The organism is Algiphilus aromaticivorans DG1253 (genome assembly GCF_000733765.1).
GTDB classification, from domain to species: Bacteria; Pseudomonadota; Gammaproteobacteria; order Nevskiales; family Nevskiaceae; genus Algiphilus; species Algiphilus aromaticivorans.
Window position 1 is genome coordinate 2,887,015 of record NZ_JPOG01000001.1, and the last position, 26,638, is coordinate 2,913,652.

Below are 26,638 nucleotides of genomic sequence, written 5' to 3' on the forward strand. Positions count from 1 at the left end.
TGCAATCTGTGGCTATCAGACAAAACGCCGATGCGTCAGCGCCGGGAAGCGACGCCGCAGCGCCGCCTGCGCGGCGAGATCCAGCTCCGCCACTGCCAGGCCGGGCGCGTTGTTGCATTCGGCCAGCAGTTCGCCCCAGGGCCCGACGATGCGGCTGTGCCCCCACGTCGCCCGCCCGTCGGCATGGGTGCCGCACTGGTTGGGGGCCAGCACGAAGCACTGGTTCTCGATGGCGCGCGCGGCCAGCAGCGGCGCCCAGTGATCGCGGCCGGTGGCCTGGGTAAAGGCCGACGGCACGGCCAGCCAGAGCGCGCCTTCTTCGACCTGCCGGCGATAGAGCTCGGGAAAGCGCAGGTCGTAGCAAACCGACAGCCCACCGCGGCCCCCAGGCCCGTCGCTGAGCACTGCGCGCGCCGGCCCCGGCGCGATGGTCGCGGACTCCCGGTAACTGCGGCCATCGGCGCCCTCGACATCGAAGAGATGCGCCTTGTCGTAACGGGCGCGCGGCCGCCCTTGATCGTCGTAGACGATACAGGCGGCGATGATGCGATGCGGCTCCTCCGGGTCGGCCAGCGCGATGGTGCCGGCAATCAGCCACATGCCGTGGCGCCGCGCCAACTCGGCGCAGGCCCCTTGGATCGGGCCCGAGCCCGGCCTCTCGGCGATGGCGAGCTTGTCGACGGCGCGCGCGCCCATGTAGGCGAAGTTCTCGGGCAGCGCCAGCAGGCGCACGCCTTCGCCGGCGGCGTCGGCGGCCGCCGCGCGCAGCGTCGCCAGATTGGCGTCGACATCATTGGCGCTGCACATCTGCAGCACGGCGGCGCGCACTCGGCTCATCGTCGCGTTTCCCTGTCAGTGGTGGCGATATTCTCGGGAATGATGCGCGGGTCGCTCCAGTCCCCCACCAGCCGGTACTCGATGCGCGTGGCCGCTTCGATGGGCGTCTCGAAGAGCTCGCGCGCCAGCAGCGCAATGCCGACGCCGATGGGCCCGCCGAGAACCGCACCGCCAAGCGTCATGCCGCCGGACAGGTCGGGGTAGATACTGATGCGCTGATCGTAGTCGCGCGCGGCCAACCCGACGCGGCCGCGCACGTCCACGCGCAGCGAGGGCCCTTCCAGGCTCAGATCCTCGGTGCGTGCGTCGCCGCCGCCGAGACGGAAGCTGCCTCCCAGGCGATCGAAGGCCAGTCCGCCCTCGGTGACGTCGCGGAAATCCAGTCCCAGGCGACGCGGCAGTGCAAAGAAATTGAAAAGCCCCAGCATGCGTCCGGCACCGGGCTCGACTGCCGCCAAGGTGCCCTCGGTGGCCTCCACCGACAGCCTGCCTTCAGCGCCCGCGAGCTGCGCCAGGCGCTCCATTTCCGACCAGCGCAGGCTGGCGCTGGCGCGAAAATTCCTGGCCGAGAGCGTACGGGCATAGCCCAGCGCACTGAGCAGCGGATCGATGCGCGCGGTACGCAGCTCGGCCTCCAGCTGCATGCGCGTGGCAGCGTCAGGCGCCGCATCGGGCCGCTGCCAGACACCGCTGCCTTCCAGATCAAGCACACCGTCAGCCACCCGCAGCCGCGACAGGCGCAGCCCGCCTTCGGTCGCCTCCAGCCGCATATCAAGCTGACCGAGGCGCAGATCGTCGAGCAGCAGATCGGCAACCAGCAGATCCGCCGACGGCAGCTGCGCGGGGTCGAGCGTTGCGCGCGTCATCGCATCCCTCTCACCCTCCGCGGCATCAGACGCAGCGTTGGCGGTCTCCGCGCGGGAACGACGCAGCCGCAAGCGCTCGAAGCGCCCCTCGAAATGCTTGCGGGCGTCGCCACTGATGCGCAGCTCGCCGCGCGAAGCGCCGTCGACCCACAGCTTCTGGCCCTCACCGTCATCCATCAGCCGCAGCGCGATGTCGGGGACCGCGAAGGCGCCAATGCGCAGCGCGTCGGTGGTCAGATCCAGTCCCTTCAGTCCCGTGACCTGCTCGGGACCGGCCATTGCCGGGTCTCCTCCGTCGGCCGCCGCAGCCTCGATATCGTGGCCCAGCGCCATCCACTCCGGCAACGGCAGCGCGTCGGCGTGCCCGCTCACATGCAGGCCGTCACCATCGCCATCGCCTTCCGGCATGCGGCCGGGGCCGAGATGCAGCTGCGTGTGGCGGCCATCGAGACGCAGCGCCAGGCGTCCCGGAAGGCGCAGCGCCATGCGCGCAACGCGCCCTTCGGCGAGTTGTGCGTCAACCCGGATCGGGTCGCGCACCGAATCCGGCCGCAGATCCAGTGGCGCCGGCAGATCCGCCGCCAGCCCGCGGCTATCGAGGGTCAGCGCCAGCTCGTTGAAGCCGTCGGTGGGGGCCAACGCCAGATCCATCGACAGCGGTACATCACCGCTCAGTCGCGGACGCAACCAACTCGGCAGCAGCCGCACCAGGCTTTGCGGATCGTCCATGTTGATTCGGCTTTCAGCCATCAGGTGTGGCACGCCATCGTGCGTATCCAGCCGCGCGCTGACATCGCGTCCGTGCAGCCGAGCCTCCAGCACCTCGGCGGCCACCGCCTCGTTGACGAAGTGGATGCGGCCCCGGATGTCGCGGAAGGTCGCGTCGATGGCTTCGACATCCAGCTCGGCACCGGCGAGGGTCACACTGCCTTCGGCCGTGGTGGCGGGCCGGTTCTTGAGCGGCAGGGTCAAGGCGAAATCAAGCGCCGCCTCGCCGCGCCCTCGCGTGCGCTCGGTCAGGCCTCTGAGGCGGCCAGCCAGCGGACTGTCGCGCAGCATCGCGTACCAATCATCCAGCGCCGCGCTGTGGCTCGCCTCGGCGCGCAGCACAGCCTCGCGAAAGTCGGTAATACCGACCCGCACATCGCGCAGCTGCAGCCCCGCCATCGTGGCGCGCTTGGCCGTGACGGCCATGCCGTCGGTGTCGATGGCTACGCTACCGGAGACAGCTTCGGCACGCGGCCAGTCGGGATGAAAGCGCATGGCGGCGTCCTCGACAACGAGGTCGATGGAGAGCTGGGTATCCGGCGCCTTCCACAGCTCCGGCGCCAGCCGCGCAGCGAAGTGGAGTCGGCCTTCCGGCACACGCGCTTGCTCGATGGCGCGTGCCAGATAATCGCGCAGCTCCGGCTTCCACTTGCGCGGCATGAAGGGCTTGGCGTGCTCGACGTCGTCGGCCCTCAGCGCCATGTCCAACTCCAGCGTGGGCGCGCCCTCGGGCAGGAAACGCAGCGCCCCCCCGCCCTCGGCACGCAGGCTGTCGATGGCCAGCGCGACGTCATCGAAGCGCAGCGTCCGGCTGCCGTCCTCCTCAATCTGCCAGACCAGCGCACCGGCAGCGCGGTCCATGCGCAGCGGCGCAAAGAGATGGGCGTTCAGCTCCACCGTGAGCGGCTGCTCTTCGAGCTGCAGGCGTCCTGTGGCGCCGTCACCGTTGACGCGTCCAGACAACCCCGCAACGCCATACGTCTCCCCATGCAAGGCGACATTCTCCAGACGCGCCTCAATGGTTTCCAGCACGGGATCGTTCCCTCCCCAGCTCAGCCGAAGCTGCGTCAGCGCCCCCTCCAGTCGAGGCCACTGCGCGCCGCCGGCGGCGCGCAGCACGGGCGAGACTACAGCCAGCTCCAAGCGTCGCGCGTGCAGACTGCCTCCGCCGGCCTCGGGCCGATAGCTCAGCTGCAGCCCCTCGCTTTGCGACTCGCCGGCGAGAGTCAGACGCTGGAGAGCGACGTCGAGTTGATCGTCGGCCAGATGTGCGTTGAGCACACCGTGCAGATCCTCAAGCCGATCATCCCCGCCGGCGCCGACGACATGCCTGGCGCGGGCATCCAGGCTCAGGATCCAACTGCCGTCATTGCCACGACCCTGGCTGCGCAACTCGGCACGCAAGCGGCCACCCTCTATGCGCCCCGAGGGGGCATCGGGGTATAGACGGCCGAGGCTGGTGGCGAGATCGTGCGAGCCGTCGAAGGCCAGCTGCCAGCTGTGTCGCCAGCTCGCCGGATCGGCCGGCTCACCGGAGACGACGCCATTGGCCGTCAGGCGGCCGCTGCGTTCGGCGTCGTGCAGGGTTGCACGCAGGCGCCAGCCGCCGCGCTCCGGGAGTAGCCGCGCCTCCTGCAGATGCGCACTGACTGGCAAGGCGCTGTGCAGGGGCAGCGCGGTGATCCCGAAGTCGCGCACGGTGATCGCCTCGAAGCGTGCGGCCAGGCGCTGCAGCGCCAACGGGTCGAAGCCGTCGCCGTCACCGCCACTGCCGAAGCGCCAGCCACTCTCGTCTTCCTGCAGACGTAGCTCGGAACCGGCCAGCTGCAGCCGGTTCAGCCGCAGGGCGCCCTCCAGCAGACCGCCCGGTGCCACCCCCAGCCGGGCGCGCGCCACACGCAGCTTGGCGTCGCCGGTGTCGCCCATCATCAGCTGCACATCGCGTAGTGCCAGTAGCGGCCGGAAACCCTGCCAGACGATGCGTGCCTCACCGATACGCGCCGGGGCGCCGGTCGCGTCTGCGAGCCGCGCCTCGATCATGGGACGCTGGGCAAGCAGCCAGGCGTTGGCCGCGGCCTGCAAGGCCACGGATACCGTCACGCCGATGAGCAGCGCCCATGCCGCCGTCACCCGCATGCGGCCGCGCTGGCGCCTGGCCGGAGTGCGCCGCATGGCTACAGCGGCACCACGTCGAATGCGTCCTGTAGATAGGCCGTCTCGGGCTGCAGGCGCACCGGCCGCGCCAGCTGCTCCTCCAGCTCGGCCATGCCCATGGACAGCTCGTCGCGCAGCTGCTCGACCACCTGCGGCGCGGCGATGACGAGAAAGCCCTGGGCCTCGAACTGGCGCGCCGAGCGCTGGATCTCGCGGAAGATCTCGTAGCAGACCGTGTCCACGGTCTTGATGTAACCGCGCCCCTCGCAGGCCGGACAAGGCTCGCAGAGGATATGGCCCAGCGATTCGCGCGTGCGCTTGCGCGTCATCTCCACCAGCCCCAGCGGCGACACCGGGCAGATCACCGAGCGTGCCGGGTCGCGCGCCAGGCAGCGCTCCAGCAAACGCGTGATCTGCTCGCGATGCGCGACATCCTGCATGTCGATGAAGTCGATGATAATGATGCCGCCGAGATTGCGCAGCCTTAACTGACGCGCAATGGCCTGCGCAGCCTCCAGGTTGGTCTTGAGCGCCGTTTCCTCAAGGTTGCGGTAACCGGTGTACGCGCCGGTATTGACGTCGATCGTCGTCATCGCCTCGGTCTGGTCGATGACCAGATGCCCGCCCGACTTCAACGGCACGCGCCGATCCAGTGCGCGGTTGAGATCGTCCTCGACGCCGAAGAGGTCGAAGATAGGCGCGGCGCCGTCGTAGTGCTCGATGATGTCGACGGCCTGCGGGATGAAGGTGCCGGTGAAGCTCTTCAGCCGCGCGCACTCCTCGGCGCTGTCGACGCGCACGCGGTCGACGTCCACGCCCAGCAGATCGCGCAGGATGCGCATCGCCAGCGGCAGATCGCCGTGTACCAGCGTGCGCGGCTCGGCGCGCGCGGCCTCGCCACTGACTACTTGCCACAGCTTGTGCAGGAAGGCCAGGTCCTGCGCCAGCTGCTCTTCCGTGGCGCCCTCGCCGGCGGTGCGTACGATGACGCCGAAGCGCGGATCACTGTTTGCCACCAGATCGGTGACCAGGGCACGCAACCGCTCACGCTCGGCGTCATCCTCGATGCGCGCGGACACGCCCACATGCTGGTCCGAGGGCAGCAGCACCAGATAGCGCGAGGGAATGGATGGCAGCGTCGTCAGCCGTGCGCCCTTGCTGCCCAGCGGATCCTTGAGCACCTGCACCAGTACCTTCTGGCCCTCGGTCAGCAGGCTCGATATCTGCGGCGGCGCGGCGTCGCCGGTGTCGTTCAGGCGCACCATGTCCGAGGCGTGCAGAAAGCCGGTGCGCTCCAGTCCGATGTCGACGAAGGCCGCCTGCATGCCGGGCAGCACACGCTGTACCTGGCCGACGTAGAGGTTCCCCACGAGCCCGTGTCGCAGGGCGCGCTGGACGTAGGCCTCCTGCACGACACCGCTTTCCACCAGCGCCACGCGCGTCTCCTGCGGCGCGATATTGACGAGAATTTCGGTGCTCAAAGCTGGGGGACCCCCGGGTGCACATCGAAGCGGGCCAGCAGCTCGATGGCCTCCACCAGCGGCAGGCCGATGACCGCGCTCACCGAGCCCTCCACGCTGCGCACCCAGCGCGCGGCATAGCCCTGGATGGCGTAGGCGCCAGCCTTGTCGGCCGGATCGCCGCTGGCCCAATAGGCCTCGGCGTCGCGCGGGGCGATCTCGGAGAAATGGATGGTGGTGATGGTCTGCACAATCTCCGGCGCGCCACCGTCAGCGGCCGCGGCCACCGCGCTGTGCACGCGATGGCTTCGCGCCGAAAGCGCTGCCAACATGGCCAGGGCATCGTCACGATCGCGCGGCTTGCCCAGCATGCGGCCGTCCAGCTCGACGTCGGTATCAGCGGCCAACACCACGGCCTCGGGATAGCGGGCTGCGGCGGCGCGCGCCTTGTCGCGCGCCATGCGCAGCGCGAAGTCAGCACCGGCCTCGCCGGCACGCGGCGTCTCCTCGATGTCGGGATCGCAGCTGTCGAAGACGAAGCCGATGTCGGCGAGCATGGCGCGGCGCCGGGGCGAGCGCGAGGCGAGAATCAGCGGGCGATGGACGGGCAAGGGGGCGACAGCCGGCGTCGAGAACGAAGCGGCATTGTCACACCGGCCGGCAGCGCTGTCAGCGTCGACCGCTCAGCCGGTGTCTTCGGGCAGGCGTCCGGCCTCTTCGCCCCACAGCTCGCGCAGGCGCGCATCGCGCCCACAGTTGAAGCGGTAGAACTTGTAACGCAGCGGATTCTTCTCGGCGTAGTCCTGGTGGTAAGCCTCCGCTTCAAAGAAGGGCGTCGCCGGCTCGATCTCGGTATGCACCTCGTCGAAACGCGCCGCGATCGGCTCCCGGCTCGCTTCGGCGATAGCGCGCTCCTCCTCGTTGCGGTAGTAGATGCCGCTGCGGTACTGGCTGCCGCGATCGCAGAACTGCCGATCCTCGACCGTCGGATCGATGTTGCGCCAATGAAAAGCCACCAACTCGCGATAACTGACCGTCTGCGGGTCGTAGTGCACGCGCACCGCCTCGGTATGGCCGGTACCGCCGCGGCTGACCTGCTTGTAGCTCGGGTCAGGAACATCGCCACCCATGTAGCCGGAGACGGCCTCGCTGACACCATCGAGCTTCTCGAAATCGGCTTCGGTGCACCAGAAGCAGCCGCCGGCGAAGTAGGCGACCGCTTCCTCCGCGCTCGCCGCACCGGGCAGCGCCAGCACCGCGGCAAGCAGAAGTGCGCGCATCATCCGGCTGCCGGTAGGCGTGCCTCGGGTAGCGCCTCGCCCCCCGGCACGAAGCGCAGCGCCAGACCATTGTTGCAGTAGCGCTTGCCCGTCGGCTTCGGCCCGTCGTCGAAGACATGACCCTGATGCCCGCCACAGCGCGCGCAGTGATACTCGGTGCGCGGCAGGATCATCTTGAAGTCGCGCTTGGTTTCTACGGCTTCCGGTAGCGTGTCGTAAAAGCTCGGCCAGCCCGTGCCACTGTCGTACTTGTGGTGACTGGCGAAAAGCGGAAGAAAGCAAGCCGCGCAAAGGAAGGTGCCCTCGCGCTTTTCATTATCGAGCGGCGAGCTGCCCGCTCGCTCGGTGCCCTCCTCGATGAGGATGGCGTAGGCATCGGGCTCGAGAACCTCGCGCCAGTATTGCTTTTCATCCTTGCTGAAGGCACCGACTCGCATGCTGATCACTCCCAAAGGCAGGGTCGCGGCGAGGGCCGCGATTAGATGGCGTCTTTCCATGGTGCGCTCCGGCGGATGGCAGAACTATGTGGACCGCCAAGACGCGGCCACGTTCTGCCTACTACGCGCATCCCGGACTCACGGACGCGCAAGATGGACGATCAGACACGCCCAGCCAACGATCAAGGCGACCCCGCCCAGCGGCGTGACCGCGCCCAGCACGCGAATGCCGGAGAGCGCCAGCACATAGAGGCTGCCCGAGAAGACCAGAACGCCCAGCGTGAATGCCACTCCTGAAGCCGTCAGCCAGGCACCGGCCGCCTGCCGGGCCAGCAGCCCGACCGCCAACAGCGCCAGCGCGTGCCAGAACTGGTATTCCACGGCCGTGCGATAGATGGCGAGCATTTCTTCGGACAGCTGCCCGCGCAGGGCATGCGCCCCGAAAGCACCCGCGACCACGCCGAGCAGACCATAGATCGCACCGATCAGCATCCAGGGACTGCTCACGCGGGCCTCCGTAGCAGCAGCGCCATTGCCAGCACCGCGCCGACCCATTCGATGGCGATGAAGGCGATGGCAAAGACCGGCGGCGTGCCGTCGACGAACACCGACAGCGTGCGGCCGACGGCCAAGCCACCGAGGAATGCGAGCAGCACGGCCAGGCCCGTGCGCTGCCATTCGGCGCGCACCGCCCCCAGCGCGAAGAGCAGCCCGATGCCCAGATGCATGCCGCCGTAGTTGGCACGCACCTCGCCGAGCCAACCCGGTGTGGCCAGCTCCAGCCCATAGGGCGCCAGATGGCCGACCGGGTTGAGCAGCCCGTTAAGGCCGAGCGCCACGAACATCACCGCCGTGATGCCCAGCAGCCAGCGCGCAGCCATGTTCAGCGCGCCTCGACGACGGAAAAGCGAATACCGATCGCATCCAGGCGCTCGCGCAGGGCATCGCCCATGGCCGCGGCCGGCGTCAGCTGGCCGGCACGCGCGGGCAGCTTGTCGAAGGCCGTGCACAGAATCGACTCGCCGAGCATGCGCGAAGTCTCGCCGTAGCCGGGATCGCCGCCGGTGACGTCGACGATCACAGAACGACCGCCGCCCTCGCCAAAGAAGCGCACGCGGAACCAGCCCTTGCGGCGCTGCGCCTCATTCGGCCCCTGGCCGGATTGCTTGCGCTTCATGAGCCAGTTGCGCGCCGGCGGAAGCTGTGCGGCTGCCATCAGCATGCCGGCACCGCCGGCCAGCTTCAGGACATTGCGCAGCTCGCGCACCTGCACATAGTGCCCGTACTGGAAGCTCGGTCCGTAGGCCTCGAGCATCCGTGCCGAGCGCATGACGATCTGCGGATCGACGCTGGGGAAGGGCAATACCCAAGTATCCAGACGCTTGTCGAAACGCGGCCGCATGGGGCGGCTGCCGACGCTGCGCGCGCTGGTTATCGTCTCGCGGCGACGGCGCTCGCGATGCGCGGCCGCGGCCTGCCGCAGCCGCGAAAAGGCCAGCAGCGCCGAGTGATAGGTGCCCGCCGAGAAGGTGCCACCGGCGCGCACGAAGCCCTCGACGCGCTTGGGTGCATCGTCCGGCAACTGCTGCACGGTGTAGAGGGCGCCGAGGTCGTGCGGAATGCTGTCGAAGCCGCAGCAGTGAATCAGCTTGGCACCGGAGTCCAGCGCGCTGCGGTGGTAGCGCAGCCACATGGTGTCAACGAATTCCGGCTCGCCGGTGATGTCGAGATAATGCGTGCCGGCCTGCGCACAGGCCGCAACCACGGACTCGCCGTGCACGACGTAGGGGCCGACCGTAGTAGCGAGCACGCGTGTGCTGCGCGCCAACTCCCGCATGCTGCCTGCGTCGCTGATGTCGGCCTCAACCACTTCCACCGCCTCGGCGGTCGGATTGACGCGCGCCAGATGCCGGCGCACGGCTTCGAGCTTGTCGCGGTTGCGCCCGGCGATGGCCCAGCGCGCGCCTTCGGGTGCGCGTTCGGCAAGATACTCCGCTGTCAGCCCGCCGGTGAAACCGGTGGCGCCCAGCAGCACGAAGTCATAGCGGCGCCGAACTCCGGAAGACTTGCGGGCTGTTGCCTTCTTCGCGGCAGACTTCTTCGCTGGCGCCTGCTTAGCCACCGACTTGCGGGCGGGCGACTTCTTGGCGGCGGCTTTTCGTGACGCCGTCTTCTTTGCAGCAGTCTTGCTGGCCGCCGCGCGCTTGCCGGCCGCTTTCTTGGCGGTGGTGCGCTTACGCGCCGGCGCGGTAGTGCTCTTGGGATCGTCCTCGGACATGAATCGCCTTTACGGGGTTGAAATGCGGGTCGGAACGCGCAGCCTACTCCGGGCGGCGCTGCAGCGGCTTGTAGATGTCGACCTTCAACGCTTCGCGCAGATCCTCGACGCGCTCGCGATTGGCACCGAAATCGTAGTAGCCGATGCGGCTCGCCGAGCGCAGCTGAACGATACCGGGCTCGTCGCAGAACCAGAGCTCGACATCATCGGTGTAGCGCATGATCGAGGAAGTGTAGGTCGCGTGCACATAGCAATCGGAGTTGGTCACGATCTCCGTGCGCGGCTGCGCCTTGATGTGCGCCACGGCCTTCTCGCGCGCTGCACGCGCGCTGCCCGAGTAGCGCAGCGGCTCGACGCGCCGCTCGGGATCGCCGGCCTGCGAGGAGACGCAACGTGGCGGGCCGTCGCAGTCGGCGAGATCGCCGCCGGACTGCTGCAGGCGCGCACTCCCCGCCCCGCAGGCCTGAAGAAGAAATGCGAGCAGCGCGAGACTAGTCGCTACGAGACAGCGTACGGATGTCGATGACGATGGCGTTATCAAGGGTGTACTCCCTGGGCAGATGCCGCGGACCGAAATCGTAGCGCCATCGCTGCCGATACACAGCCCGCTGCCCACGTTGCAGCTGTCTGCCGGTGGGATGATCGCGCCGCGAGGTGAGCAGCCGACCCACGACCTGCCGCGCATTCGGCTCGCCGCAGAGGGCGATCAACCGGTAAGCGGACCAGCCGAGGCGGGCCGCGTCGGGGCCGCAATCGGGCCGCTCCGGCGCACGGAAACCGTAGCCCTGGGTGTCGACGGTGATGACGCGGCCACCGCGCAAACGCAGTTGGCGCAGCAGACGCGAGCCGCCCTCGTTGTAGAACCAGACGGCACCCGCTGGCAGCGGCGGGGCGGCCGGCCAGGCCTCAATGTAGTCGGGCTCACCGCAACGACTGCGCACGCGCTCCGCGTCGTCGCCTCGATTCACAATGCCATTCGCACACCGCATACTCGACGGTTCAGCCTCGTTCGCAACCAGCAGGCCAGCCAGCAGCAGGCCGCGCATGCCGGCGGTACGGAACTTTTGTCGCCTGCCGCTGCTCAATAGGCGCGCCAGCGACAAGCTCTTCATGGACGGACCTGAAGCCGCATGACTGCACCCCAACATCGGACTCGTCTCCTCGCCGCACTTCTCGGGCTGCTAGCGGCTGGCACCAGTGTGGCGGCACCGGTGTTCACCGACAACGCCGAAGCCGAACTGCACGCGCGCAACACTCACGCCGTTCCCGGTGAGTCCTTCCGGGTCGCGTTGCGCCTGCGGCCGCAACCCGGCTGGCACACGTACTGGCGCAACCCCGGTGACTCCGGCCTGCCGACGCAGATCGACTGGCAGTTGACGGAGGGCGTGACTGCCAGCAACATCCAGTGGCAACCGCCCGGCACCTACCGGCTGGCCGATGTCGTCAACTACGGCTACGGCGAGCAGACGCTGCACATCGTCGATATGCAACTGCCCGCAGACTGGCCGCCCGGCCAAGCGCTGCGCCTCGACGCCGACGCGGAGTGGCTGATTTGCTCGGACATCTGCGTGCCGGAATCGGCTTCGCTCAGCCTGGAGCTGCCCACCGCCGCCGAGCCCGCCGCGCCCGATCCGGTGTGGGCACCCGATTTCGAGGCGGCCGAGGCGAGTCTTCCCGAAGCCGTCGACTGGCCCGCGACCATGGTGCGCGTCGACGAGGCCATCCGCCTGCAGGTACAGCTGCCCGCCGGGCTACAGCCCCCGGATGGCTTCACGGCCTTCCCCATCACCGAGGATTTCATCCATCACTCGGCGCCGCAGCAGCTGCAGCGCCGCGGCGACACGCTCTGGCTGACGCAGCCGCAGAGCCCCTACTTCGAGACGATGCCGGAGGCCTCGCGCTGGGTGTTGGTCGCCCACGACGGCAACGGCAGCACGCGCGCCTTCCGTCTGGAGGCGGTCGCCGGGGAGGTACCGGCACCTCCCGAAGGGGCCGAGAATGTTGCATCCGGCGAGTACGACGCCCCAGGGGTGAGCGCATTGCCGGAAGGGTCCGAGGCGCCGGCATCCGACCCCCGGGCACCCGACACCGACAAGGCTGGCCTTCCCGCTATGCTCGTCGCCGCCTTCCTCGGCGGCCTCATCCTGAATCTCATGCCCTGCGTCTTTCCGGTGCTCGCCATCAAGGCGCTCGGCATCGTCAGCGCCCAGGGCGAAAGCCGTGCGCACCAGCGACTGCATGGCCTCGTCTACACGGCTGGCGTGATGCTGAGCTGCCTCGCCGCAGCCGGCCTGCTGCTCGGACTGCGCGCCGGCGGCGAGGCGTTGGGCTGGGGCTTCCAGTTGCAGTCGCCGATCTTCGTCGGCGCGCTGGCCTATCTCTTCTTCGCCTTCGGGCTGTCGCTGTCCGGCGTCTTCACGCTGGGCACGCGCATCATGGGCCTGGGCCAGGGGCTGACGCAGCAGCAGGGCTTGGGCGGCTCCTTCGCCACCGGCGTGCTGGCGGTTGTCGTGGCCAGCCCCTGCACGGCGCCGCTGATGGGCGCCGCGCTGGGCTTCGCCGTCACCCAGCCGACGAGCGTGGCGCTGGCGGTTTTCGCCATGCTCGGGCTGGGGCTCGCCTCACCCTTCCTGCTGATGGGGCTGTTCCCGACCCTCGCGCGCTGGCTGCCGCGGCCCGGCGCCTGGATGGAGCACTTCAAGCAGGCCATGGCCTTCCCGCTCTATCTGTCGGTCGTCTGGCTGCTGTGGGTGCTGTCGCGGCAGGCGGGCAGCGAGGCGCTGGCTGCCGTACTCACCGGCATGGTGCTCATCGCCTTCGCCGCCTGGCTGTGGCACCGGCCACAGAAACCGCTGCTGGCCTTGCGTACCGCAGCGCTGCTGGGCGCCGCAGCACTGCTGGCGCTGCCCGTCATGCGACCACCGACCGAGCGTGCGGATGCCACCGAGATTACCGAGAACGCCTGGTCTCCCGAGCGCGTTGCCGAGCTGCGCGCCGAAGGCAGAACAGTCTTCGTCAACTTCACGGCGGACTGGTGCATCACCTGCCTGGCCAATGAGCGTTCGGTGCTGTCGCGCGAGGTGGTGCAGCAAGCCTTCGCGCGCGAGGACGTGCACTATCTCAAGGCAGACTGGACACGCAGTGACCCCACCATCACCAAGGCCCTCGGCGAGTTCGGGCGCAACGGCGTGCCGCTCTACATCGTCTATCGCGACGGCGGTGAACCGGAGGTGCTGCCGCAGCTGCTGACGCGCGACATCGTGCTCGGCGCCCTCGGAGAGCCCTGAGATCTCTCAGAGCAGCCGCAAGGGCGTCACCGGCTCAGGCAGCCCTTTCAGCATCAGCGGCGCGCTCAACGGCTCCAGGCGCAGCCCCTTGGGCCGGGAACCAACGCTTTCCGGAGCCAGCAGCACCTCGCCATCAGCCGCCTGCGCGCAAAGTCGGGCCGCCAGATTCACCGGCGTGCCCACCGCGGTGTACTCGCGCCGGGCACCTTCACCGATTAACCCGGCGGTGACAAGGCCGCTGGCCACACCGACTCCGACCCCCAGCGCCATGCCCTGCGCGCGCCATTCCGCGCTGAGACGGGCGCCGGTCTCGCGCAGGGCGCGTGCCATATCCAGGGCGTGGCGACGATGCTGCGGATCGGGCACCGGCGCGCCGACGAGAATAAGCACGCCGTCTCCCGCCTGGTCCTTGACGGTGCCGCCGAAGCGCGCCGCTACGCGACCTACTTCGGCGTAGTAGCGGCGCAGCACAACGAGCACGGCCTGCGAGTCGCTGTCGGCGGTGACGGCCGTGAAGCCGCGCAGATCCACTGCCACCACGCTGACGTCCAGGCGCGCCGGAGCCGTGGCGCCCTCAAGCCCCTGACGCCGGACCATCTCGGCGACCTGCGGAGACAGGAACTGCGCCATGAACTCGCCGCGCCGCCCCTGCTCGACATGGTATTGCACCGCCCCGATCAGGAAGACGAGCGCGCCCAGCAGAAGACTCACGACCGCCATCTCTTCGGGCAGAGCAAAGCTGGCACCGAACAGCGGAATCGCCAGCAGCATTGCCACCACGCGCCGCTGCTCGATGATGTCCGGTCGGCGGTTGAGCAGCAGACAGAGACCGGAGACACCGGTGAGCACGGCGACCAGCACCGGCACGGCGAAGAGCCAGAACATCGGATCGTCGAGGGCTACGCCCTCCGTCAACGCATTCAAGAATTCGTGGCGGCGCGCTTCCGGAGCGATCGTGCCGGCGACACCGTAGGCAATGCCGGCAGCCTGCCCCCATCGCACCAGGGTGTCGCCGCTACGGGTTTCCAGCGTGGCGGAGGGCACAGTGCGCCGGACATGCAGGATCCATTGCAGCAGGGCGACGATACCCAGCGCATCGACCAGCGCGAAGCCGCGTTCGAAGGTCGCGGGAAGCTGCAGATGCAGCGGCACCAGCGCGTGCAGAAAGAGCGAAGCACCGATCGCACCGAAGGCCAGCGCCAGCGCGCGGCTGCTGGGCGTCGCCCGGTCGGCGACATAGAAGCTGAGCCCCATGCCGGCGCAGACCAGTGCCACCAGCAGGAAGGGCAGCACGTTGCCGTCCGCCATCGTCATCCCTCGTGTCGATCGCTTGCACTATAGCGATTTGCGGAGCGCTAGACTTGAAGACTCTTCCGCTCCAACACGGCCTCGATGCGCTTCCTCCTCCCGCGGCCCCTTGCCGCCTGCCTGTTCGCACTCGCACTTCCGGTGGCTGCGGAAGAGGCGGCCTCGACACAGCAGCAGACGCCGGCGAGCAGTGATGGAAATGGCGTCCTCGGCTTCAGCGTGCGCAGCGAGGAATGGACGCTGATCGGCAATGCACGCGGGCTCTCGCTGCACAAGCCGATCATGATCTTCCCGGCCACCTACAGCCCGGACTACAGCGGCGAGGAAACGGAGTTCATCTTCCAGTTCAGCGCCAAACATCAGCTGCTGGGCACCAGCCTGTACTTCGGCTACACGCAGAAGTCCTTCTGGCAGCTCTACAACGGGGAGGACTCGCGCCCCTTCCGCGCAACCAACTACAACCCCGAGCTCTTCTACCGCTGGCAACCGGAATGGGCAAGACTGCCGGAGCTGGGTTTGGATTTCGGCTTGGAGCACGAATCCAACGGCCGCCCGCTGCCCACTTCGCGCTCCTGGAACCGACTCTACGCCGGCGTCTTCATGCCGCGTGGCAAGTCGCTCTATTACATCAAGGGCTGGTGGCGCATCCCCGAGCGCGACAGGCGCGGCCCCGACGACGCCGGTGGCGACGACAACCCCGATATCCAGGATTTCCTGGGCTACGGGGAACTTCACTACGCCCGCCAGATCGGCAAACAGCAGCAGCTCGCGCTTATGCTTCGAGGCAACCCCGCCACCGGCAAGGGGGCGGTATCGCTGAGCTGGAGCCGTCCGAACGCCTCCGGCAATTTCTTCTACGCCGTGCGCCTCTGGCACGGCTACGGCGAAAGCCTGATCGACTACGACCGCAGCATCACGCGGCTGAGCATCGGCGTCATGCTGTCGCGCTGAGCTGCGCCCCTGGCGCGCGCCGGCGCAGCGGCTCCACTCCACCGCTCATGCCGGCCACGCGCCGCGGGAAAGCGTCAGGCCGCTGCGGACCGGACGCTGCCGAGCTGCTCGCAGGTGGCGCGATATTCGGCAAGAAGCCGCTGGCAAAGCTCGCCGGCTGCCGGAATATCCCGGATCTGACCCGCACCCTGACCGGCGGACCAGATGTCCTTCCAGGCCTTGCCCGCGGAAAGCTCGGTGCCGAAGTCCACGCCCCCTTCCTTGGGCGCGAGGTTGTCCGGATCCATACCGGCTTTCTCGATGGATGCGCGCAGGAAATTCGCCGGCACGCCGCTGATGTTGGGTGTGTAGACGATGTCGGCGGCGTTGGCCTCGAGCAGCATCTGCTTGTAGGAATCGGGCGCATTGGCTTCCTGAGTGGCAATGAAGCGCGTACCCATATAGGCGAAATCCGCACCCAGCGCCATCGCAGCGGCGACGCCGTCGCCGCTGCTGATGCAGCCCGACAGCACGATGTAGCCATCGAAGACGCGCCGGATCTCGGGCACCAACGCGAAGGGGTTGACGGTGCCGGCGTGGCCACCGGCACCGGCCGCAACCGGGATGATGCCGTCGACGCCGGCCTTGGCGGCTTTCTCCGCGTGACGGGCGTTGACGACATCGTGGAAGACGAGGCCACCGTAACTGTGCACGGCCTCGACCACGTCAGCCGCCGCACCCAGCGAGGTGATCACCAGCGGCACCTGATAGCGCACCACCTGCTCCAGGTCGGCCTGCAGGCGCGGATTCGACTTGTGCACGATGAGGTTGACCGCGTAGGGCGCGTCCTTGTCGGTCAGGTTTCCGTGCATCGTCTCCAGCCATTCCACGAAGCCTTCGGTAGTGCGCTGGTTCAGCGCCGGAAAGCTGCCGATGACACCGGCGCGACAGCAGGCGGTGGTCAGCTCCGGATTGGAAACGAGGAACATCGGGGCGGCGATGATCGGTCCGCGGACGCGGCCTTCCCACTGCTTCGGCATTGCCATGTATGGGCTCCCTTAGTCGAGGATGGAGCGGGCGATGACCTCCTTCATGATCTCGGAGGCACCCGCAAAGATGCGATTGATGCGCTCGTCCTGGTACATGCGGCAGATGGGGGCCTCGTCCATGAAACCGGCGCCGCTATGCAGCTGCACGCCTTCATCCACCGCCCGACCATAGACTTCGCTGGCGAAGAGCTTGGCACGGGCGGCATGCTCGGCGCAGAGCTGGCCATCGTTGCGCAGTCCCACGCAGCGGTCGACGAAGGCCTGCGCAGCGAGCTTGAAGCCCGAGTTCTGCATCTTGCTCAGCGGCTTGCCGAAGACCCTGCGCTCGCGCACGAAATCGCGCGTGGGATCGACCGCCAACCGCACGGCGGGCACATTGCCGGCCGCCGACAGCAGGCGCTCCTTGGCCGGCGCGTGCGTCCGGTGATGGAAGCCGCGGTTGATCGCGCCGAGGACGTTCTCCTGAACTGAGCAAGCGCGAGCACCGACGATGACACCAGCCACATTGAAGCGCCTCTGTCACCGCTCACGCACCTCCTCCGGGAACGCCCTGGACAATCGAGCGATCATCAATCAATTTCGATACTTACAACCGTGAACCATTGAGTCCCGCGCTATGCTTCGCGGATGGAAGACGCGCTCAATCCGCTGGCCGTAGCACGACGCCCAACGCAGAAGCGTGCCCGGGAGCGGTTTGCCAACATCCTTGACGAAGCCGGGGCCGTGCTCATCGAGAAGGGACTATCCGGCTTCTCCATTCCGACCATCGCCGAGCGCCTCGGCTACACCCGCGGCAGCGTCTACGCCTATTTCCCGACGCCCTACGCGGTGCTCAACGAGCTCACTCGGCGCTACCTGGGCGAGCTTGAGGCCGAGTTCTTCTCCCACGCCGAGGCGTTGCGCCACGTCAGTTGGCGAGCTGGCATCGCCATGGTTGTCGACCAGGCGGTGAGCTTCCACAACGCCAATCCTGCAGCCTGCCTGCTGTTGCTCGGCGGTGCGGTCACCGACGACAGCTACCGCGCACAGGAACTCACCAATAAGCGCCTGGGCGACCTCGCCGGCCGAGTCTGGACGTCCAAACGTGTGCTTCCCGCGGCTCCGCCGGACGTCATGACCCTGTCCGTGGACATCGGCGTCGCCTGCTTTCGCCGCTCCTTCTTCGAGCACGGCGAGATCACGCCGCCCTATCGGGATGCCGCAATCGCGGCGATGATCGGTTTTCTCGCCCCTTACGCCGAGACACACGACGCAAACGAGTCGTGACTAGCGCAAGAGTATTGACGCTCACGGAGCGAACGCCGGTGGCCCGGCTGTGTCACCGCACAGCGATATCGCGCTGCTCGGCAAGAACTTGATGCACTGGATGATGGCCGACAGGAAGTGCGCGAGGCCGCGCGGAGAGTGGTCAACCTATCCGCCCCAGGCTTCCGCCCGCTGCGATCATCACCAACCAAGAAGGCGCTTCCTTCCGCGACACGCTAAGCACCAAGGCTACTCGCACGCTCCACACGATTGCGGCCCTCGCGCTTGGCGCGGTACATCGCCTCGTCGGCGGCTGCGATCAATTCGCGCAGTACTTCGCCGTCGTTCGGCTGGATAGCCACCCCCAGCGAGACCGTGATGGGCTCCTGCGACGGCTCCAGTCGCGCTTCAGCAACCGCGGCGCGGATGCGCTCGGCGCATTCGAGCGCTGCGTCTTGATCGGTATCGGGCAACAGGATGACGAACTCTTCGCCGCCGTAGCGACAGGGCAGGTCGGAAGCACGCAGTTGCGCGCGCATGATCTCGGCGAGCTCGCAGAGCACGCGATCACCCGCTTCATGGCCGTGGGTGTCGTTGATGTCCTTGAAACAGTCGACGTCGGCTGTGAGCACGGCGAGCGGGCGCGCGTGCCGCTGCGCCTCGGCCACCATGCGTACACCCACGGTATCGAGATAGCGGCGATTGAAGAGCTGGGTCAGCGCGTCGGAGGTGGCCTGCGCTTCCAGCGTGCGGCGAAGCCGCATATTGGTGATGGCCATGCCCAGGTTATGACTGACGCGGCCGAGCAGGAACTCGGCTTCCTCCCCCTCGCCGCCGGCTTCGTCCTCCGCGGTCATCGGCATGCGGCATTCCAGCCAGCCGAGATGCCCTTCACCGGAGCTGATGGGGGCATAGAACACCATCGGCGCGGACATCCCGCCGCCCATTCGCCAACGCCGCGGCTCGGCGCTGCGGGACGGCAGCCCATCGGGGGCACGATCCTGCAGAGCAGGAATCGCCGTTCCCCACTGCGCGTGCGTTCCATGCTTCCCCTCAGCTTCGATGCAGACGAGGCCACTGGAATCGGCGTAGATCTCGGGCAGATAGGTCGCCACCACTTCCGCCAACTGCGATTCGTCGCGACAGCCCGGAAGGTGATCGAGCATGCGACCAAGCGCCTGCAGCCGAGCGCTGCGCTGGCGCCAGCGCACGTTCGATACCTGCAGCTGCTCCGTACGCTCGGCGACCTCCGCTTCGAGCCGGCTCGCCGCCTCTTCGAGCGTGCGCTGGGCTGCCCGACGGTCGCTGATATCGGCGATGGCGGCAATGACGTACTCACCGTGCTCCAAGGGCAGCGGATTGAGGCCGATCTCCACCGGCACCGTGCTGCGGTCGGCGCGCACCGCAACCAGGTCGCGGCCACCCCCCATGATACGGCTCGACGGCTGCTCGAAATAGCCCTCGAGCAAGCCCTGATGATGGTCGCGCGCGCTTTCCGGCAGCAGGCGCTCCAGCGATGCGCCGGTAAGCGTCTCGACGGAATAGCCGAGCAGTTGCGACGCCTGCTTGTTGAGCTTGGCGATACGCCCGTCGCGACCGACCAGCAGCAGCGCCGTAGGCACCGCGTCGAAGGTGGCTTGCTGTGCGCGCTCGGCCTGCCGGCGCTGAGTGATGTCCAGCGCCGAGGTCACCAGATAACGCAGCCGGCCGGCTTGATCGAAGAGGGGACCGATGCTGCAGTCCACCCACATCGTGCCTTTGGCCGTGCACACGCGCAGATCGAGACGACGCGTCTCGCCAGCGGCCGCGGCGCGCGTGGCCACGGCGACGCGCTCGCGCATGTCTTCGCCATCCAGCCAGCCGGGCGCCTCGATGCGCTGCCCCAGCAGCCTCTCGCGGGCCTTGCCGAAGACTTCGACCACCGATCGGTTGACTTCCAGAATCGTCCCGTCCGGCCGCAGCAGCGACACGAACATCTGCGGCCCCAGACCGTCGAGCACGGCCTGCACGAGTTCGGCCTGCCGGCGCTGACGGTCAAGCGACGCACGAAGACCGATCCCCACCTGCCGGCGAAGCTCGACCGCGATCGCCAACAGCACGACCACAACGCAGGCCAGTACTTCGATGATCAGCGCCTGACCATCGCCGCCTCCCAGACCGGCCAGCCAGGCCGGGTCGCGCGGCATCACAATCAGCATGCCGAACACCGCCAGCGCGCAGACCAAGCCTACACGCGCGCCCCCCACCACGACGGCGTAGGCAACCGACATCGACATCGCCGTCATCAGCATGACGCTGCCGAAGAGGGAGTAGATGATGGCAGCCGTGGTCAGCGCCAGCACTGCCATGAGCGTCACATTGCGCACTGCCGCGCCGAGATTCAGAGCAAAGCCGGGCGGCGGATCGAGGCCCAGGTCCTCGACCGCACCGCCCGCAAGGGGCTCCGCCTGCTCCCTGCGTCCAATCATGGTGCGCGTATCCCCGTGGGGACGATGCGTTTCGTCATCTTCATTGCAGCCCTCAGCACCGTGCCGCGGTCAGCCGGGTCAAAAGGGGTCCCGTCACAGGCCGGCCTACAACCGCAACCAATGTGACAGGCATCGTATTCCGGCGGTGTTCCAGCAGCACAGACGTCCGTCATCAGCCGACCAACGCGCACTCATCCGACCAGAAGGCGGACAATCGGAAGCCCACCGCTCAATCCTCCCGCCTCGCATCCGCTCGCAGATACAAGGACGCAGTCGGACGAATCCCTCCGCACCGTTCAGAGAGTAGCGGCACGAGCGGCGTGGAAGGGGCCGCGCCGCAGCGCGGGGATCCTGGAGCAGCGAGCCGATGAGCAGGGGCCCCGCGCCGCGGGGATGCGACCGGCGAGACTACGCCGTCGCGAGTCGCTGCCCCTACAACCTAGCCTTCCCGCTTCGCGTTGGCCCGAAGGCGCAGCGCGTTGAGGCGGATGAAGCCCTCTGCATCTTTCTGGTCGTAGGCTCCCTCGTCATCCTCGAAGGTGGATAGCTTGGCGTCGAAGAGCGAGGCGCTGGAGCTACGGCCTTCAACGATGACATTGCCCTTGTAGAGCTTCAGCCGCACGCGCCCGCCGACGTGGCGCTGCGAGTCGTCGATGGCAGCCTGCAGCATGCGCCGCTCCGGGCTCCACCAGTAGCCGTTGTAGATCAGCTCGGCGTAGCGCGGCATCAGCTCGTCCTTCAGATGCGCGGCGTCGCGGTCCAGCGTCAGCGACTCGATGGCACGGTGCGCCTTGAGCAGGATGGTGCCGCCGGGGGTCTCGTAGCAGCCGCGCGACTTGATGCCGACGTAGCGATTCTCGACGAGGTCGAGGCGGCCGATGCCGTGGCGCCCGCCCAGCTCGTTGAGATGGTCCAGCAGCTCGTGCGGCCCCATGGTCTGGCCGTTCAACGCCACCGGATCGCCGCTCTCGAAATCAAGGGTGATGATCTCGGGCGCATCCGGCGCTTCCTCCGGCGATACGGTCCAGCGCCACATCTCAGCCTCGGGCGTGAAGTCCGGATCCTCCAGACCCTCGCCCTCGTAGGAGATATGCAGCGCATTGGCATCCATCGAATAGGGAGAGCCACCGCCGGCCTTCTTCTCGACGACGATATTGTGCTCGGCGGCATAGGCCAGCAGGCGTTCGCGCGAATTCAGATCCCATTCGCGCCACGGCGCGATGATCCGCAGATCCGGCGCCAGCGCGGCCACGCCCAGCTCGAAGCGCACCTGATCGTTGCCCTTGCCGGTGGCGCCGTGGGCGATGGCGTCGGCGCCGGTCTCGCGGGCGATATCGGCCAGACGCTTGGCGATCAGCGGGCGCGCGATGGAGGTGCCGAGCAGATACTCGCCCTCGTAGACGGCGTTGGCGCGGAACATCGGGAAGACGTAGTCGCGCACGAATTCCTCGCGCAGATCGTCGACGTAGATCTCGCGCACGCCCAGCGCCTCGGCCTTGCCGCGCACGTGCGAGAGATCCTCCTTCTGGCCGAGATCGGCCGTGAAGGTAACGACCTCGCAGCCGTAGGTATCGGCCAGCCACTTGAGAATGACAGATGTATCGAGGCCGCCGGAATAGGCCAGCACTACCTTGCGGACGCCGCTCATGGAATTGTTCGGGGACGGGGTGGAACCCCGCATTATAGAGGCGGTGCTAGAGTCTCGGCCCGACAACCGCCGGCCGCAGCACCATGCCTTCTCCCGACAACCGCGTCATCGCCCAGCGCTTCCGCGGCTTCCTGCCCGTCGTGATCGATGTCGAGACGGGCGGCTTCGATTCCGGCAAGGACGCCCTGCTGGAGATCGGCGCGGTCATTCTTTCCGTCGAGCCGGACGGCCGCGTCGTCCAGCGCGAATCGCTCTCGGTGCACGTGCAGCCCTTTGCAGGCGCCAATATCGAAGCCGCCGCGCTGGCCGTCAACGGCATCCGCGTCGACAATCCGCTGCGCATGGCCGTTCCCGAGCGTGAGGCCCTGGACCGCATCTTCCGACCGATCCGGCGCGCCGTGTCGGAGCTGGGCTGCCGACGCGCCATCCTGGTCGGGCACAACGCGCATTTCGATCTGGGCTTCATCAACGCCGCCATCGCACGCACCGGCTACAAGCGCAGCCCCTTCCACCCCTTCTCGGTCTTCGACACGGTAACCCTGGCGGGTGCCGCGCTGGGACAGACCGTGCTGGCACGCGCGCTGGAGGCCGCCGGCCTCGATTACGACGCCGAAGAAGCGCATTCAGCGCTCTACGACGCCGAGCGCACCGCCGAACTCTTCTGCCAGATCGTCAACCGCTTCAGCTCCGCATTCGCCGAAACCACGATGGGGAACTAGACGCACCGCGTTTCGGCAAGCGCCTCCCTCCGGACGCGGAGCCGGCGAAGCGCCCAGGCAACGCTGGCGCCGACCGTGACGAGCGCCGTTGTCACGATCAACAGCACGGCGTGCTCGCTGATCACATGCAGCACGGTATCGACGAGCACGGCCATCCGCCCGCCCTCCACCCCGTGCCGTAAAGCCTGTTCCGGCACGACGTGAGCCGACGCGACGGACACGGCGAGCATCGCGCTGCAGGCCATCATCCGGGCCACCAAGCCACTAAAACTCATTGCAGGACTCCCCTGTCTGATTCGCGCTTTTCCCGCTGCGCAGCGGGAAAGCACCGGCGATGCGCCGAGGTTGGGCGGGCTCGCGAGCCCGGCGTCTGGACGCGCGCGGACCAGCCTGCCCGCACCGTCACGGCTGCGATATGGGGTATTTGACGTAGGGCGTCGAAGACGCCCCGGCGGCAGACTGGGTCGGTAATCGCCGGATGCCATGGCACGGATCTTGGTTCCGGCGGAAGCACCCGCCCCGCGCGGGCCTGAAGCTCCCGAACGCCGCCATGGACAACGCCCTGCCCATCGAAGTCGCCACCAGGACCGTGCCTCCGCCGCAGCGCGCGGACGGCCGGCTGCGTCTGGGCTTCGGGCGCGACAGCGCGGGCATCAGCCGACTGCGCCACTGCTACCAGCACGCGCCCTGCCGGGTGCTCTTCCCGCACGGTGCCCCCGACGAGCCGCCGCAGGCCGTGCTGCTCACGACCACCGGCGGCCTGACCGGCGGCGACCGCCTCGACATCGCGCTCGATGTCGACCCCGGCGCCCACGCCACGCTGAGCACCCAGGCGGCGGAGAAAATCTACCGCGCCGCGCCGGACGAGTCCGCCACCGAGGTCCGCGTCGCACTCAAGGTGGGCGCCGACGCCTGGGCCGAATGGCTCGCGCAGGAGACGATTCTCTTCGAGGGCGCGCGACTTCGCCGTAGCTTCGACGCCGATCTCGCCGCCGGTGGTCGGCTGCTGGCGGTCGAGAGTGCGGTCTTCGGCCGCGGCGCCATGGGCGAGCGCATGCGCCACGGCCTGCTCTTCGACCACTGGCGCATCCGCCGCGAGGGCCGCCTGATCTGGGCCGACGCGCAGCGTCTGACCGACACCGATCTGGCGGTGGAGCGACCGGCATTCGGCCTGGGCGAGGCCCGGGCGATGGCGACGCTGGTCTATGTCGGCGACGACGCCGCCGAGCTGCTGGCGCCGATGCGCGCCCTGCTCGACGAGGCGTCGCCGGAAGCCGCCGCGACCTGCCTCGGCGAGGTGCTGATCATCCGCCTGCTCGCCGCCGATCCGGCCGCCATGCGCCGCTGCATCGTGAGCACGGCCGCGGCCCTGCGTCATGCCGCGGCCGGGCTGGCGCCCGTCCTTCCCCGCGTCTGGCACTGCTGAACTCCTTACCACCCGCAACCCGCCTTAATGACCAACTCGCCACAATCACCCGCCCTTTCCCCGCCGCCGGCTCCGCCCTCTCCCGCGAGCGGGAGTGGGGCTTTGGTGCTACTTCGGGGCCGGAGTTGCCGCGCATGAATCTCACACCGCGCGAAAAGGACAAGCTCCTGGTGGCCATGGCCGCGATGGTGGCGCGCCGTCGACTGGAGCGGGGCTGCAAGCTCAACCATCCCGAGGCTGTTGCGCTGATCACGGACAGTGTCGTCGAGGGTGCGCGCGACGGCCGCAGCGTGGCCGATCTGATGCAGCGCGGCGCCGAGATCATCGGCCGTGACCAGGTCATGGAGGGCGTGCCCGAAATGATCCACGACATCCAGGTCGAGGCCACGTTCCCGGACGGTACCAAGCTGGTGACCGTCCACAACCCCATTCGGTGACCGACATGATCCCCGGCGAGATCCTGACGCAGGACGGCGATATCAAGCTCAACGCCGAGCGGCCCACAGCCACGCTGGCGGTGGCCAACAGCGGCGACCGGCCGATCCAGGTCGGCAGTCACTACCACTTCGCCGAGGCGAATCCGGCGCTGGACTTCGACCGCACCGCGGCGCAAGGCATGCGCCTCGACATCCCGGCCGGATCGGCAGTGCGCTTCGAGCCCGGGCAGACGCGCGAGGTCGGGCTGGTGGCCTACGCGGGCGCGCGCCGTGTCACTGGCTTCCGGGGCGCGGTCATGGGCGCGCTGGACGCGCCGGAGGCGCGCTGACATGGCCTTCGCGATCGATCGCCGCAGCTACGCGGACATGTACGGCCCCACCGTCGGCGACCGCGTGCGGCTGGCCGATACCGGCCTCTTCATCCGCGTCGAGGAGGACCGCACGATCTACGGCGAGGAGGTCAAATTCGGGGGCGGCAAGGTCATCCGCGACGGCATGGGCCAGAGCCAGGTGACGCGCGCCGAGGGCAGCGCCGACACCGTCATCACCAATGCGCTGATCCTGGACCACTGGGGCGTGATCAAGGCCGACGTCGGCATCCGCGACGGCCGCATCAAGACCATCGGCAAGGCCGGCAACCCGGACACCCAGCCCAGCGTCGACATCGTCATCGGACCCGGCACCGAGATCATCGCCGGCGAGGGCATGATCCTCACCGCCGGCGCGGTGGACCCGCACATCCACTTCATCTGTCCGCAGCAGATCGAGCACGCGCTGTGCGCGGGTGTGACCACCATGCTCGGTGGCGGCACGGGCCCGGCGCACGGCACGCTGGCCACCACCTGCACGCCGGGGGCTTGGCACATCAGCCGCATGCTGCAGGCCGCGGAGGCCTGGCCGATGAATCTCGGCTTCTTCGGCAAGGGCAACAGCAGCCGGCCGGAGGCGCTGGCCGAGCAGGTGCGCGCCGGCGCCTGCGGCCTGAAGCTGCACGAAGACTGGGGCTCGACACCGGCAGCCATCGACTGCTGCCTGGGCGTGGCGGATGCCATGGACGTCCAGGCCATCCTGCATTCGGACACGCTCAACGAGGCCGGCTTCGTCGAGAGCACCATCGCCGCCTTCAAGGGCCGGACCATCCACGCCTTCCATACCGAGGGCGCCGGTGGCGGCCACGCCCCCGACATCATCCGCGTCTGCGGTCTGCCCAATGTGCTGCCGTCGAGCACCAACCCGACGCGCCCCTACACCGTCAACACGGTGGACGAGCATCTCGACATGCTGATGGTCTGCCACCACCTCGACCCGCGCATTCCCGAGGACGTCGCCTTCGCCGAGAGCCGCATCCGCAAGGAGACCATCGCCGCCGAGGACATCCTGCATGACCTCGGGGCCTTCTCGATGATGGCTTCCGACAGCCAGGCCATGGGGCGCGTCGGCGAGACGATCATCCGCTGCTGGCAGACCGCCGACAAGATGAAGCGCCAGCGCGGCAGCCTTCCGGGAGACGACGGCGAGGCGGACAACCTGCGCGCACGCCGCTACATCGCCAAGTACACCATCAATCCCGCCATCGCTCACGGCCTTTCGGAGCACGTCGGCTCGGTGGAAGTCGGCAAACTGGCGGATCTGGTGCTGTGGTCGCCGGCCTTCTTCGGCGTCAAGCCGGAACTGGTCATCAAGGGCGGCAGCATCGCGGTCGCGCAGATGGGCGACCCGAACGCCAGCATCGCCACGCCGCAGCCTGTGCACCAGCAGCCCATGTTCGGCGCGCACGGCCGCGCCAACACGCTGTCCGCGCTGCATTTCGTCAGCGCCGCAGCGGTTGCGAACGGCATCGGCGAGCAGCTCGGCCTGAGCCGCCCGTTGGCGGCGGTGGCAAACACCCGCTCCATCGGCAAGAAGGACATGCGGCTCAACGACGCCATGCCCGACATCGCCGTGGACCCCGAAACCTACGAAGTGCGCGCCGACGGCGAGCTGCTGATCTGCGAGCCGGCCGAGGTGCTGCCCATGGCGCAGCGCTACTTCCTGTTCTGAG

The 26,638-nt window shown here is 68.2% G+C and carries 25 protein-coding genes; 8 read left to right on the top strand and 17 right to left on the bottom strand.

Features of this window, described 5'->3' with window-relative positions:
* Positions 1 to 15: 15 nt before the first annotated feature.
* The 11 genes from U743_RS13470 to U743_RS19140 form a co-directional block, all read right to left on the bottom strand.
* Positions 16 to 837 (bottom strand): carbon-nitrogen hydrolase family protein, encoded by an 822-nt coding sequence (locus U743_RS13470; RefSeq protein ID WP_043768966.1) that lies wholly within the window; start codon positions 835 to 837, stop codon positions 16 to 18.
* On the bottom strand, positions 834 to 4,643 hold the full coding sequence (locus U743_RS13475; RefSeq protein ID WP_043768968.1) for a YhdP family phospholipid transporter: 3,810 nt from the start codon (positions 4,641 to 4,643) through the stop codon (positions 834 to 836). The genes U743_RS13470 and U743_RS13475 overlap by 4 nt, the downstream gene beginning before the upstream one ends.
* Positions 4,644 to 4,645: 2 nt before the next feature.
* Positions 4,646 to 6,106 carry a ribonuclease G gene (gene rng / locus U743_RS13480; RefSeq protein ID WP_043768970.1) on the bottom strand — a complete coding sequence of 487 codons (1,461 nt, stop codon included), beginning with the start codon at positions 6,104 to 6,106 and terminating at the stop codon, positions 4,646 to 4,648.
* Positions 6,103 to 6,696, bottom strand: coding sequence for a Maf family protein (locus U743_RS13485; protein WP_232226786.1), 594 nt, complete (start codon positions 6,694 to 6,696; stop codon positions 6,103 to 6,105). Before U743_RS13485 ends, rng begins: the two co-directional genes overlap by 4 nt.
* 72 nt (positions 6,697 to 6,768) lie before the next feature.
* Positions 6,769 to 7,368, bottom strand: a complete 600-nt coding sequence (gene msrA / locus U743_RS13490; RefSeq protein WP_043768972.1) for a peptide-methionine (S)-S-oxide reductase MsrA — start codon at positions 7,366 to 7,368, stop codon at positions 6,769 to 6,771.
* Positions 7,365 to 7,862, bottom strand: coding sequence for a peptide-methionine (R)-S-oxide reductase MsrB (msrB, locus tag U743_RS13495; RefSeq protein WP_043768973.1), 498 nt, complete (start codon positions 7,860 to 7,862; stop codon positions 7,365 to 7,367). The genes msrA and msrB overlap by 4 nt, the downstream gene beginning before the upstream one ends.
* Positions 7,863 to 7,940: 78 nt before the next feature.
* Entirely contained in the window at positions 7,941 to 8,309 is a 369-nt protein-coding gene (locus tag U743_RS13500; RefSeq protein WP_232226787.1) for a DUF423 domain-containing protein, read from the bottom strand.
* Entirely contained in the window at positions 8,306 to 8,683 is a 378-nt protein-coding gene (locus U743_RS18245; RefSeq protein ID WP_052368166.1) for a DUF4345 domain-containing protein, read from the bottom strand. Before U743_RS18245 ends, U743_RS13500 begins: the two co-directional genes overlap by 4 nt.
* A 2-nt stretch (positions 8,684 to 8,685) precedes the next feature.
* Complete coding sequence (locus U743_RS13510) at positions 8,686 to 10,080, bottom strand: saccharopine dehydrogenase family protein (RefSeq protein ID WP_084191552.1); 1,395 nt, start codon at positions 10,078 to 10,080, stop codon at positions 8,686 to 8,688.
* Positions 10,081 to 10,123: 43 nt separating this feature from the next.
* On the bottom strand, positions 10,124 to 10,621 hold the full coding sequence (locus U743_RS18835) for a DUF1499 domain-containing protein (protein ID WP_198022041.1): 498 nt from the start codon (positions 10,619 to 10,621) through the stop codon (positions 10,124 to 10,126).
* A complete protein-coding gene (locus tag U743_RS19140; RefSeq protein ID WP_156966446.1) occupies positions 10,572 to 11,228 on the bottom strand; it encodes a DUF2845 domain-containing protein in 657 nt (218 codons plus the stop codon). The genes U743_RS18835 and U743_RS19140 overlap by 50 nt, the downstream gene beginning before the upstream one ends.
* Before the next feature lie 63 nt (positions 11,229 to 11,291).
* Between U743_RS19140 and U743_RS13525 the strand changes: the two genes are divergently transcribed.
* Entirely contained in the window at positions 11,292 to 13,367 is a 2,076-nt protein-coding gene (locus U743_RS13525) for a protein-disulfide reductase DsbD family protein (protein WP_232226788.1), read from the top strand.
* 6 nt (positions 13,368 to 13,373) lie between these two features.
* Here U743_RS13525 and U743_RS19655 read toward each other — a convergent pair whose 3' ends face one another.
* Complete coding sequence (locus tag U743_RS19655; protein ID WP_043768979.1) at positions 13,374 to 14,675, bottom strand: adenylate/guanylate cyclase domain-containing protein; 1,302 nt, start codon at positions 14,673 to 14,675, stop codon at positions 13,374 to 13,376.
* An 84-nt stretch (positions 14,676 to 14,759) separates the two neighbouring features.
* On the opposite strand from U743_RS19655, the gene U743_RS13535 reads away from it, so the two are divergent.
* A complete protein-coding gene (locus U743_RS13535) occupies positions 14,760 to 15,626 on the top strand; it encodes a phospholipase A (RefSeq protein WP_052368174.1) in 867 nt (288 codons plus the stop codon).
* Positions 15,627 to 15,700: 74 nt separating this feature from the next.
* Here U743_RS13535 and U743_RS13540 read toward each other — a convergent pair whose 3' ends face one another.
* Together U743_RS13540 and U743_RS13545 are read right to left on the bottom strand one after the other, a co-directional pair.
* Positions 15,701 to 16,651 carry an NAD(P)H-dependent flavin oxidoreductase gene (locus tag U743_RS13540; protein ID WP_043768981.1) on the bottom strand — a complete coding sequence of 317 codons (951 nt, stop codon included), beginning with the start codon at positions 16,649 to 16,651 and terminating at the stop codon, positions 15,701 to 15,703.
* Between the two features lie 12 nt (positions 16,652 to 16,663).
* Positions 16,664 to 17,158, bottom strand: coding sequence for an acyl-CoA dehydrogenase family protein (locus U743_RS13545; protein ID WP_052368176.1), 495 nt, complete (start codon positions 17,156 to 17,158; stop codon positions 16,664 to 16,666).
* Positions 17,159 to 17,281: 123 nt separating this feature from the next.
* Between U743_RS13545 and U743_RS13550 the strand changes: the two genes are divergently transcribed.
* Entirely contained in the window at positions 17,282 to 17,920 is a 639-nt protein-coding gene (locus U743_RS13550; RefSeq protein ID WP_043768983.1) for a TetR/AcrR family transcriptional regulator, read from the top strand.
* A 215-nt stretch (positions 17,921 to 18,135) separates the two neighbouring features.
* Here the strand turns inward: U743_RS13550 and U743_RS18255 are convergent, their stop codons facing one another.
* The gene (locus tag U743_RS18255) at positions 18,136 to 20,367 is read right to left on the bottom strand and encodes a sensor domain-containing diguanylate cyclase (protein ID WP_052368178.1); all 2,232 of its coding nucleotides are present in this window, start codon (positions 20,365 to 20,367) and stop codon (positions 18,136 to 18,138) included.
* A 439-nt stretch (positions 20,368 to 20,806) separates the two neighbouring features.
* On the bottom strand, positions 20,807 to 22,015 hold the full coding sequence (locus U743_RS13560) for an argininosuccinate synthase (RefSeq protein WP_043768985.1): 1,209 nt from the start codon (positions 22,013 to 22,015) through the stop codon (positions 20,807 to 20,809).
* A gap of 83 nt (positions 22,016 to 22,098) precedes the next feature.
* On the opposite strand from U743_RS13560, the gene rnt reads away from it, so the two are divergent.
* Positions 22,099 to 22,734 (top strand): ribonuclease T, encoded by a 636-nt coding sequence (gene rnt / locus U743_RS13565; RefSeq protein WP_043768987.1) that lies wholly within the window; start codon positions 22,099 to 22,101, stop codon positions 22,732 to 22,734.
* Here the strand turns inward: rnt and U743_RS13570 are convergent.
* Positions 22,731 to 23,009: a hypothetical protein gene (locus U743_RS13570; protein WP_043768989.1), complete on the bottom strand. Its 279-nt coding sequence runs from the start codon at positions 23,007 to 23,009 to the stop codon at positions 22,731 to 22,733. The genes rnt and U743_RS13570 overlap by 4 nt on opposite strands.
* A 275-nt stretch (positions 23,010 to 23,284) precedes the next feature.
* Between U743_RS13570 and U743_RS13575 the strand changes: the two genes are divergently transcribed.
* The 4 genes from U743_RS13575 (at position 23,285) to U743_RS13590 (ending at position 26,637) form a co-directional block, all read left to right on the top strand.
* Positions 23,285 to 24,160 (top strand): urease accessory protein UreD, encoded by an 876-nt coding sequence (locus U743_RS13575; protein WP_052368180.1) that lies wholly within the window; start codon positions 23,285 to 23,287, stop codon positions 24,158 to 24,160.
* A gap of 134 nt (positions 24,161 to 24,294) precedes the next feature.
* Positions 24,295 to 24,597, top strand: coding sequence for an urease subunit gamma (locus U743_RS13580; protein WP_043768991.1), 303 nt, complete (start codon positions 24,295 to 24,297; stop codon positions 24,595 to 24,597).
* A gap of 5 nt (positions 24,598 to 24,602) precedes the next feature.
* A complete protein-coding gene (locus tag U743_RS13585; RefSeq protein ID WP_043768993.1) occupies positions 24,603 to 24,926 on the top strand; it encodes an urease subunit beta in 324 nt (107 codons plus the stop codon).
* Between the two features lies 1 nt (position 24,927).
* Positions 24,928 to 26,637, top strand: coding sequence for an urease subunit alpha (locus U743_RS13590; RefSeq protein WP_043768995.1), 1,710 nt, complete (start codon positions 24,928 to 24,930; stop codon positions 26,635 to 26,637).
* The last annotated feature ends 1 nt before the right edge of the window (position 26,638 follow it).

What these genes read in the sequence shown, in the direction of transcription:
- U743_RS13470 (WP_043768966.1), bottom strand. Translation starts at nt 837, where the DNA reads ATGAGCCGAGTGCGCGCCGCCGTGCTGCAGATGTGCAGCGCCAATGAT.
- U743_RS13475 (WP_043768968.1), bottom strand. Translation starts at nt 4,643, where the DNA reads ATGCGGCGCACTCCGGCCAGGCGCCAGCGCGGCCGCATGCGGGTGACG.
- msrA (WP_043768972.1), bottom strand. Translation starts at nt 7,368, where the DNA reads ATGATGCGCGCACTTCTGCTTGCCGCGGTGCTGGCGCTGCCCGGTGCG.
- msrB (WP_043768973.1), bottom strand. Translation starts at nt 7,862, where the DNA reads ATGGAAAGACGCCATCTAATCGCGGCCCTCGCCGCGACCCTGCCTTTG.
- U743_RS18245 (WP_052368166.1), bottom strand. Translation starts at nt 8,683, where the DNA reads ATGGCTGCGCGCTGGCTGCTGGGCATCACGGCGGTGATGTTCGTGGCG.
- U743_RS13510 (WP_084191552.1), bottom strand. Translation starts at nt 10,080, where the DNA reads ATGTCCGAGGACGATCCCAAGAGCACTACCGCGCCGGCGCGTAAGCGC.
- U743_RS19140 (WP_156966446.1), bottom strand. Translation starts at nt 11,228, where the DNA reads ATGTTGGGGTGCAGTCATGCGGCTTCAGGTCCGTCCATGAAGAGCTTG.
- U743_RS19655 (WP_043768979.1), bottom strand. Translation starts at nt 14,675, where the DNA reads ATGGCGGACGGCAACGTGCTGCCCTTCCTGCTGGTGGCACTGGTCTGC.
- U743_RS13535 (WP_052368174.1), top strand. Translation starts at nt 14,760, where the DNA reads ATGCGCTTCCTCCTCCCGCGGCCCCTTGCCGCCTGCCTGTTCGCACTC.
- U743_RS13540 (WP_043768981.1), bottom strand. Translation starts at nt 16,651, where the DNA reads ATGGCAATGCCGAAGCAGTGGGAAGGCCGCGTCCGCGGACCGATCATC.
- U743_RS13550 (WP_043768983.1), top strand. Translation starts at nt 17,282, where the DNA reads ATGGAAGACGCGCTCAATCCGCTGGCCGTAGCACGACGCCCAACGCAG.
- U743_RS18255 (WP_052368178.1), bottom strand. Translation starts at nt 20,367, where the DNA reads ATGATTGGACGCAGGGAGCAGGCGGAGCCCCTTGCGGGCGGTGCGGTC.
- U743_RS13560 (WP_043768985.1), bottom strand. Translation starts at nt 22,015, where the DNA reads ATGAGCGGCGTCCGCAAGGTAGTGCTGGCCTATTCCGGCGGCCTCGAT.
- rnt (WP_043768987.1), top strand. Translation starts at nt 22,099, where the DNA reads ATGCCTTCTCCCGACAACCGCGTCATCGCCCAGCGCTTCCGCGGCTTC.
- U743_RS13570 (WP_043768989.1), bottom strand. Translation starts at nt 23,009, where the DNA reads ATGAGTTTTAGTGGCTTGGTGGCCCGGATGATGGCCTGCAGCGCGATG.
- U743_RS13575 (WP_052368180.1), top strand. Translation starts at nt 23,285, where the DNA reads ATGGACAACGCCCTGCCCATCGAAGTCGCCACCAGGACCGTGCCTCCG.
- U743_RS13580 (WP_043768991.1), top strand. Translation starts at nt 24,295, where the DNA reads ATGAATCTCACACCGCGCGAAAAGGACAAGCTCCTGGTGGCCATGGCC.
- U743_RS13585 (WP_043768993.1), top strand. Translation starts at nt 24,603, where the DNA reads ATGATCCCCGGCGAGATCCTGACGCAGGACGGCGATATCAAGCTCAAC.
- U743_RS13590 (WP_043768995.1), top strand. Translation starts at nt 24,928, where the DNA reads ATGGCCTTCGCGATCGATCGCCGCAGCTACGCGGACATGTACGGCCCC.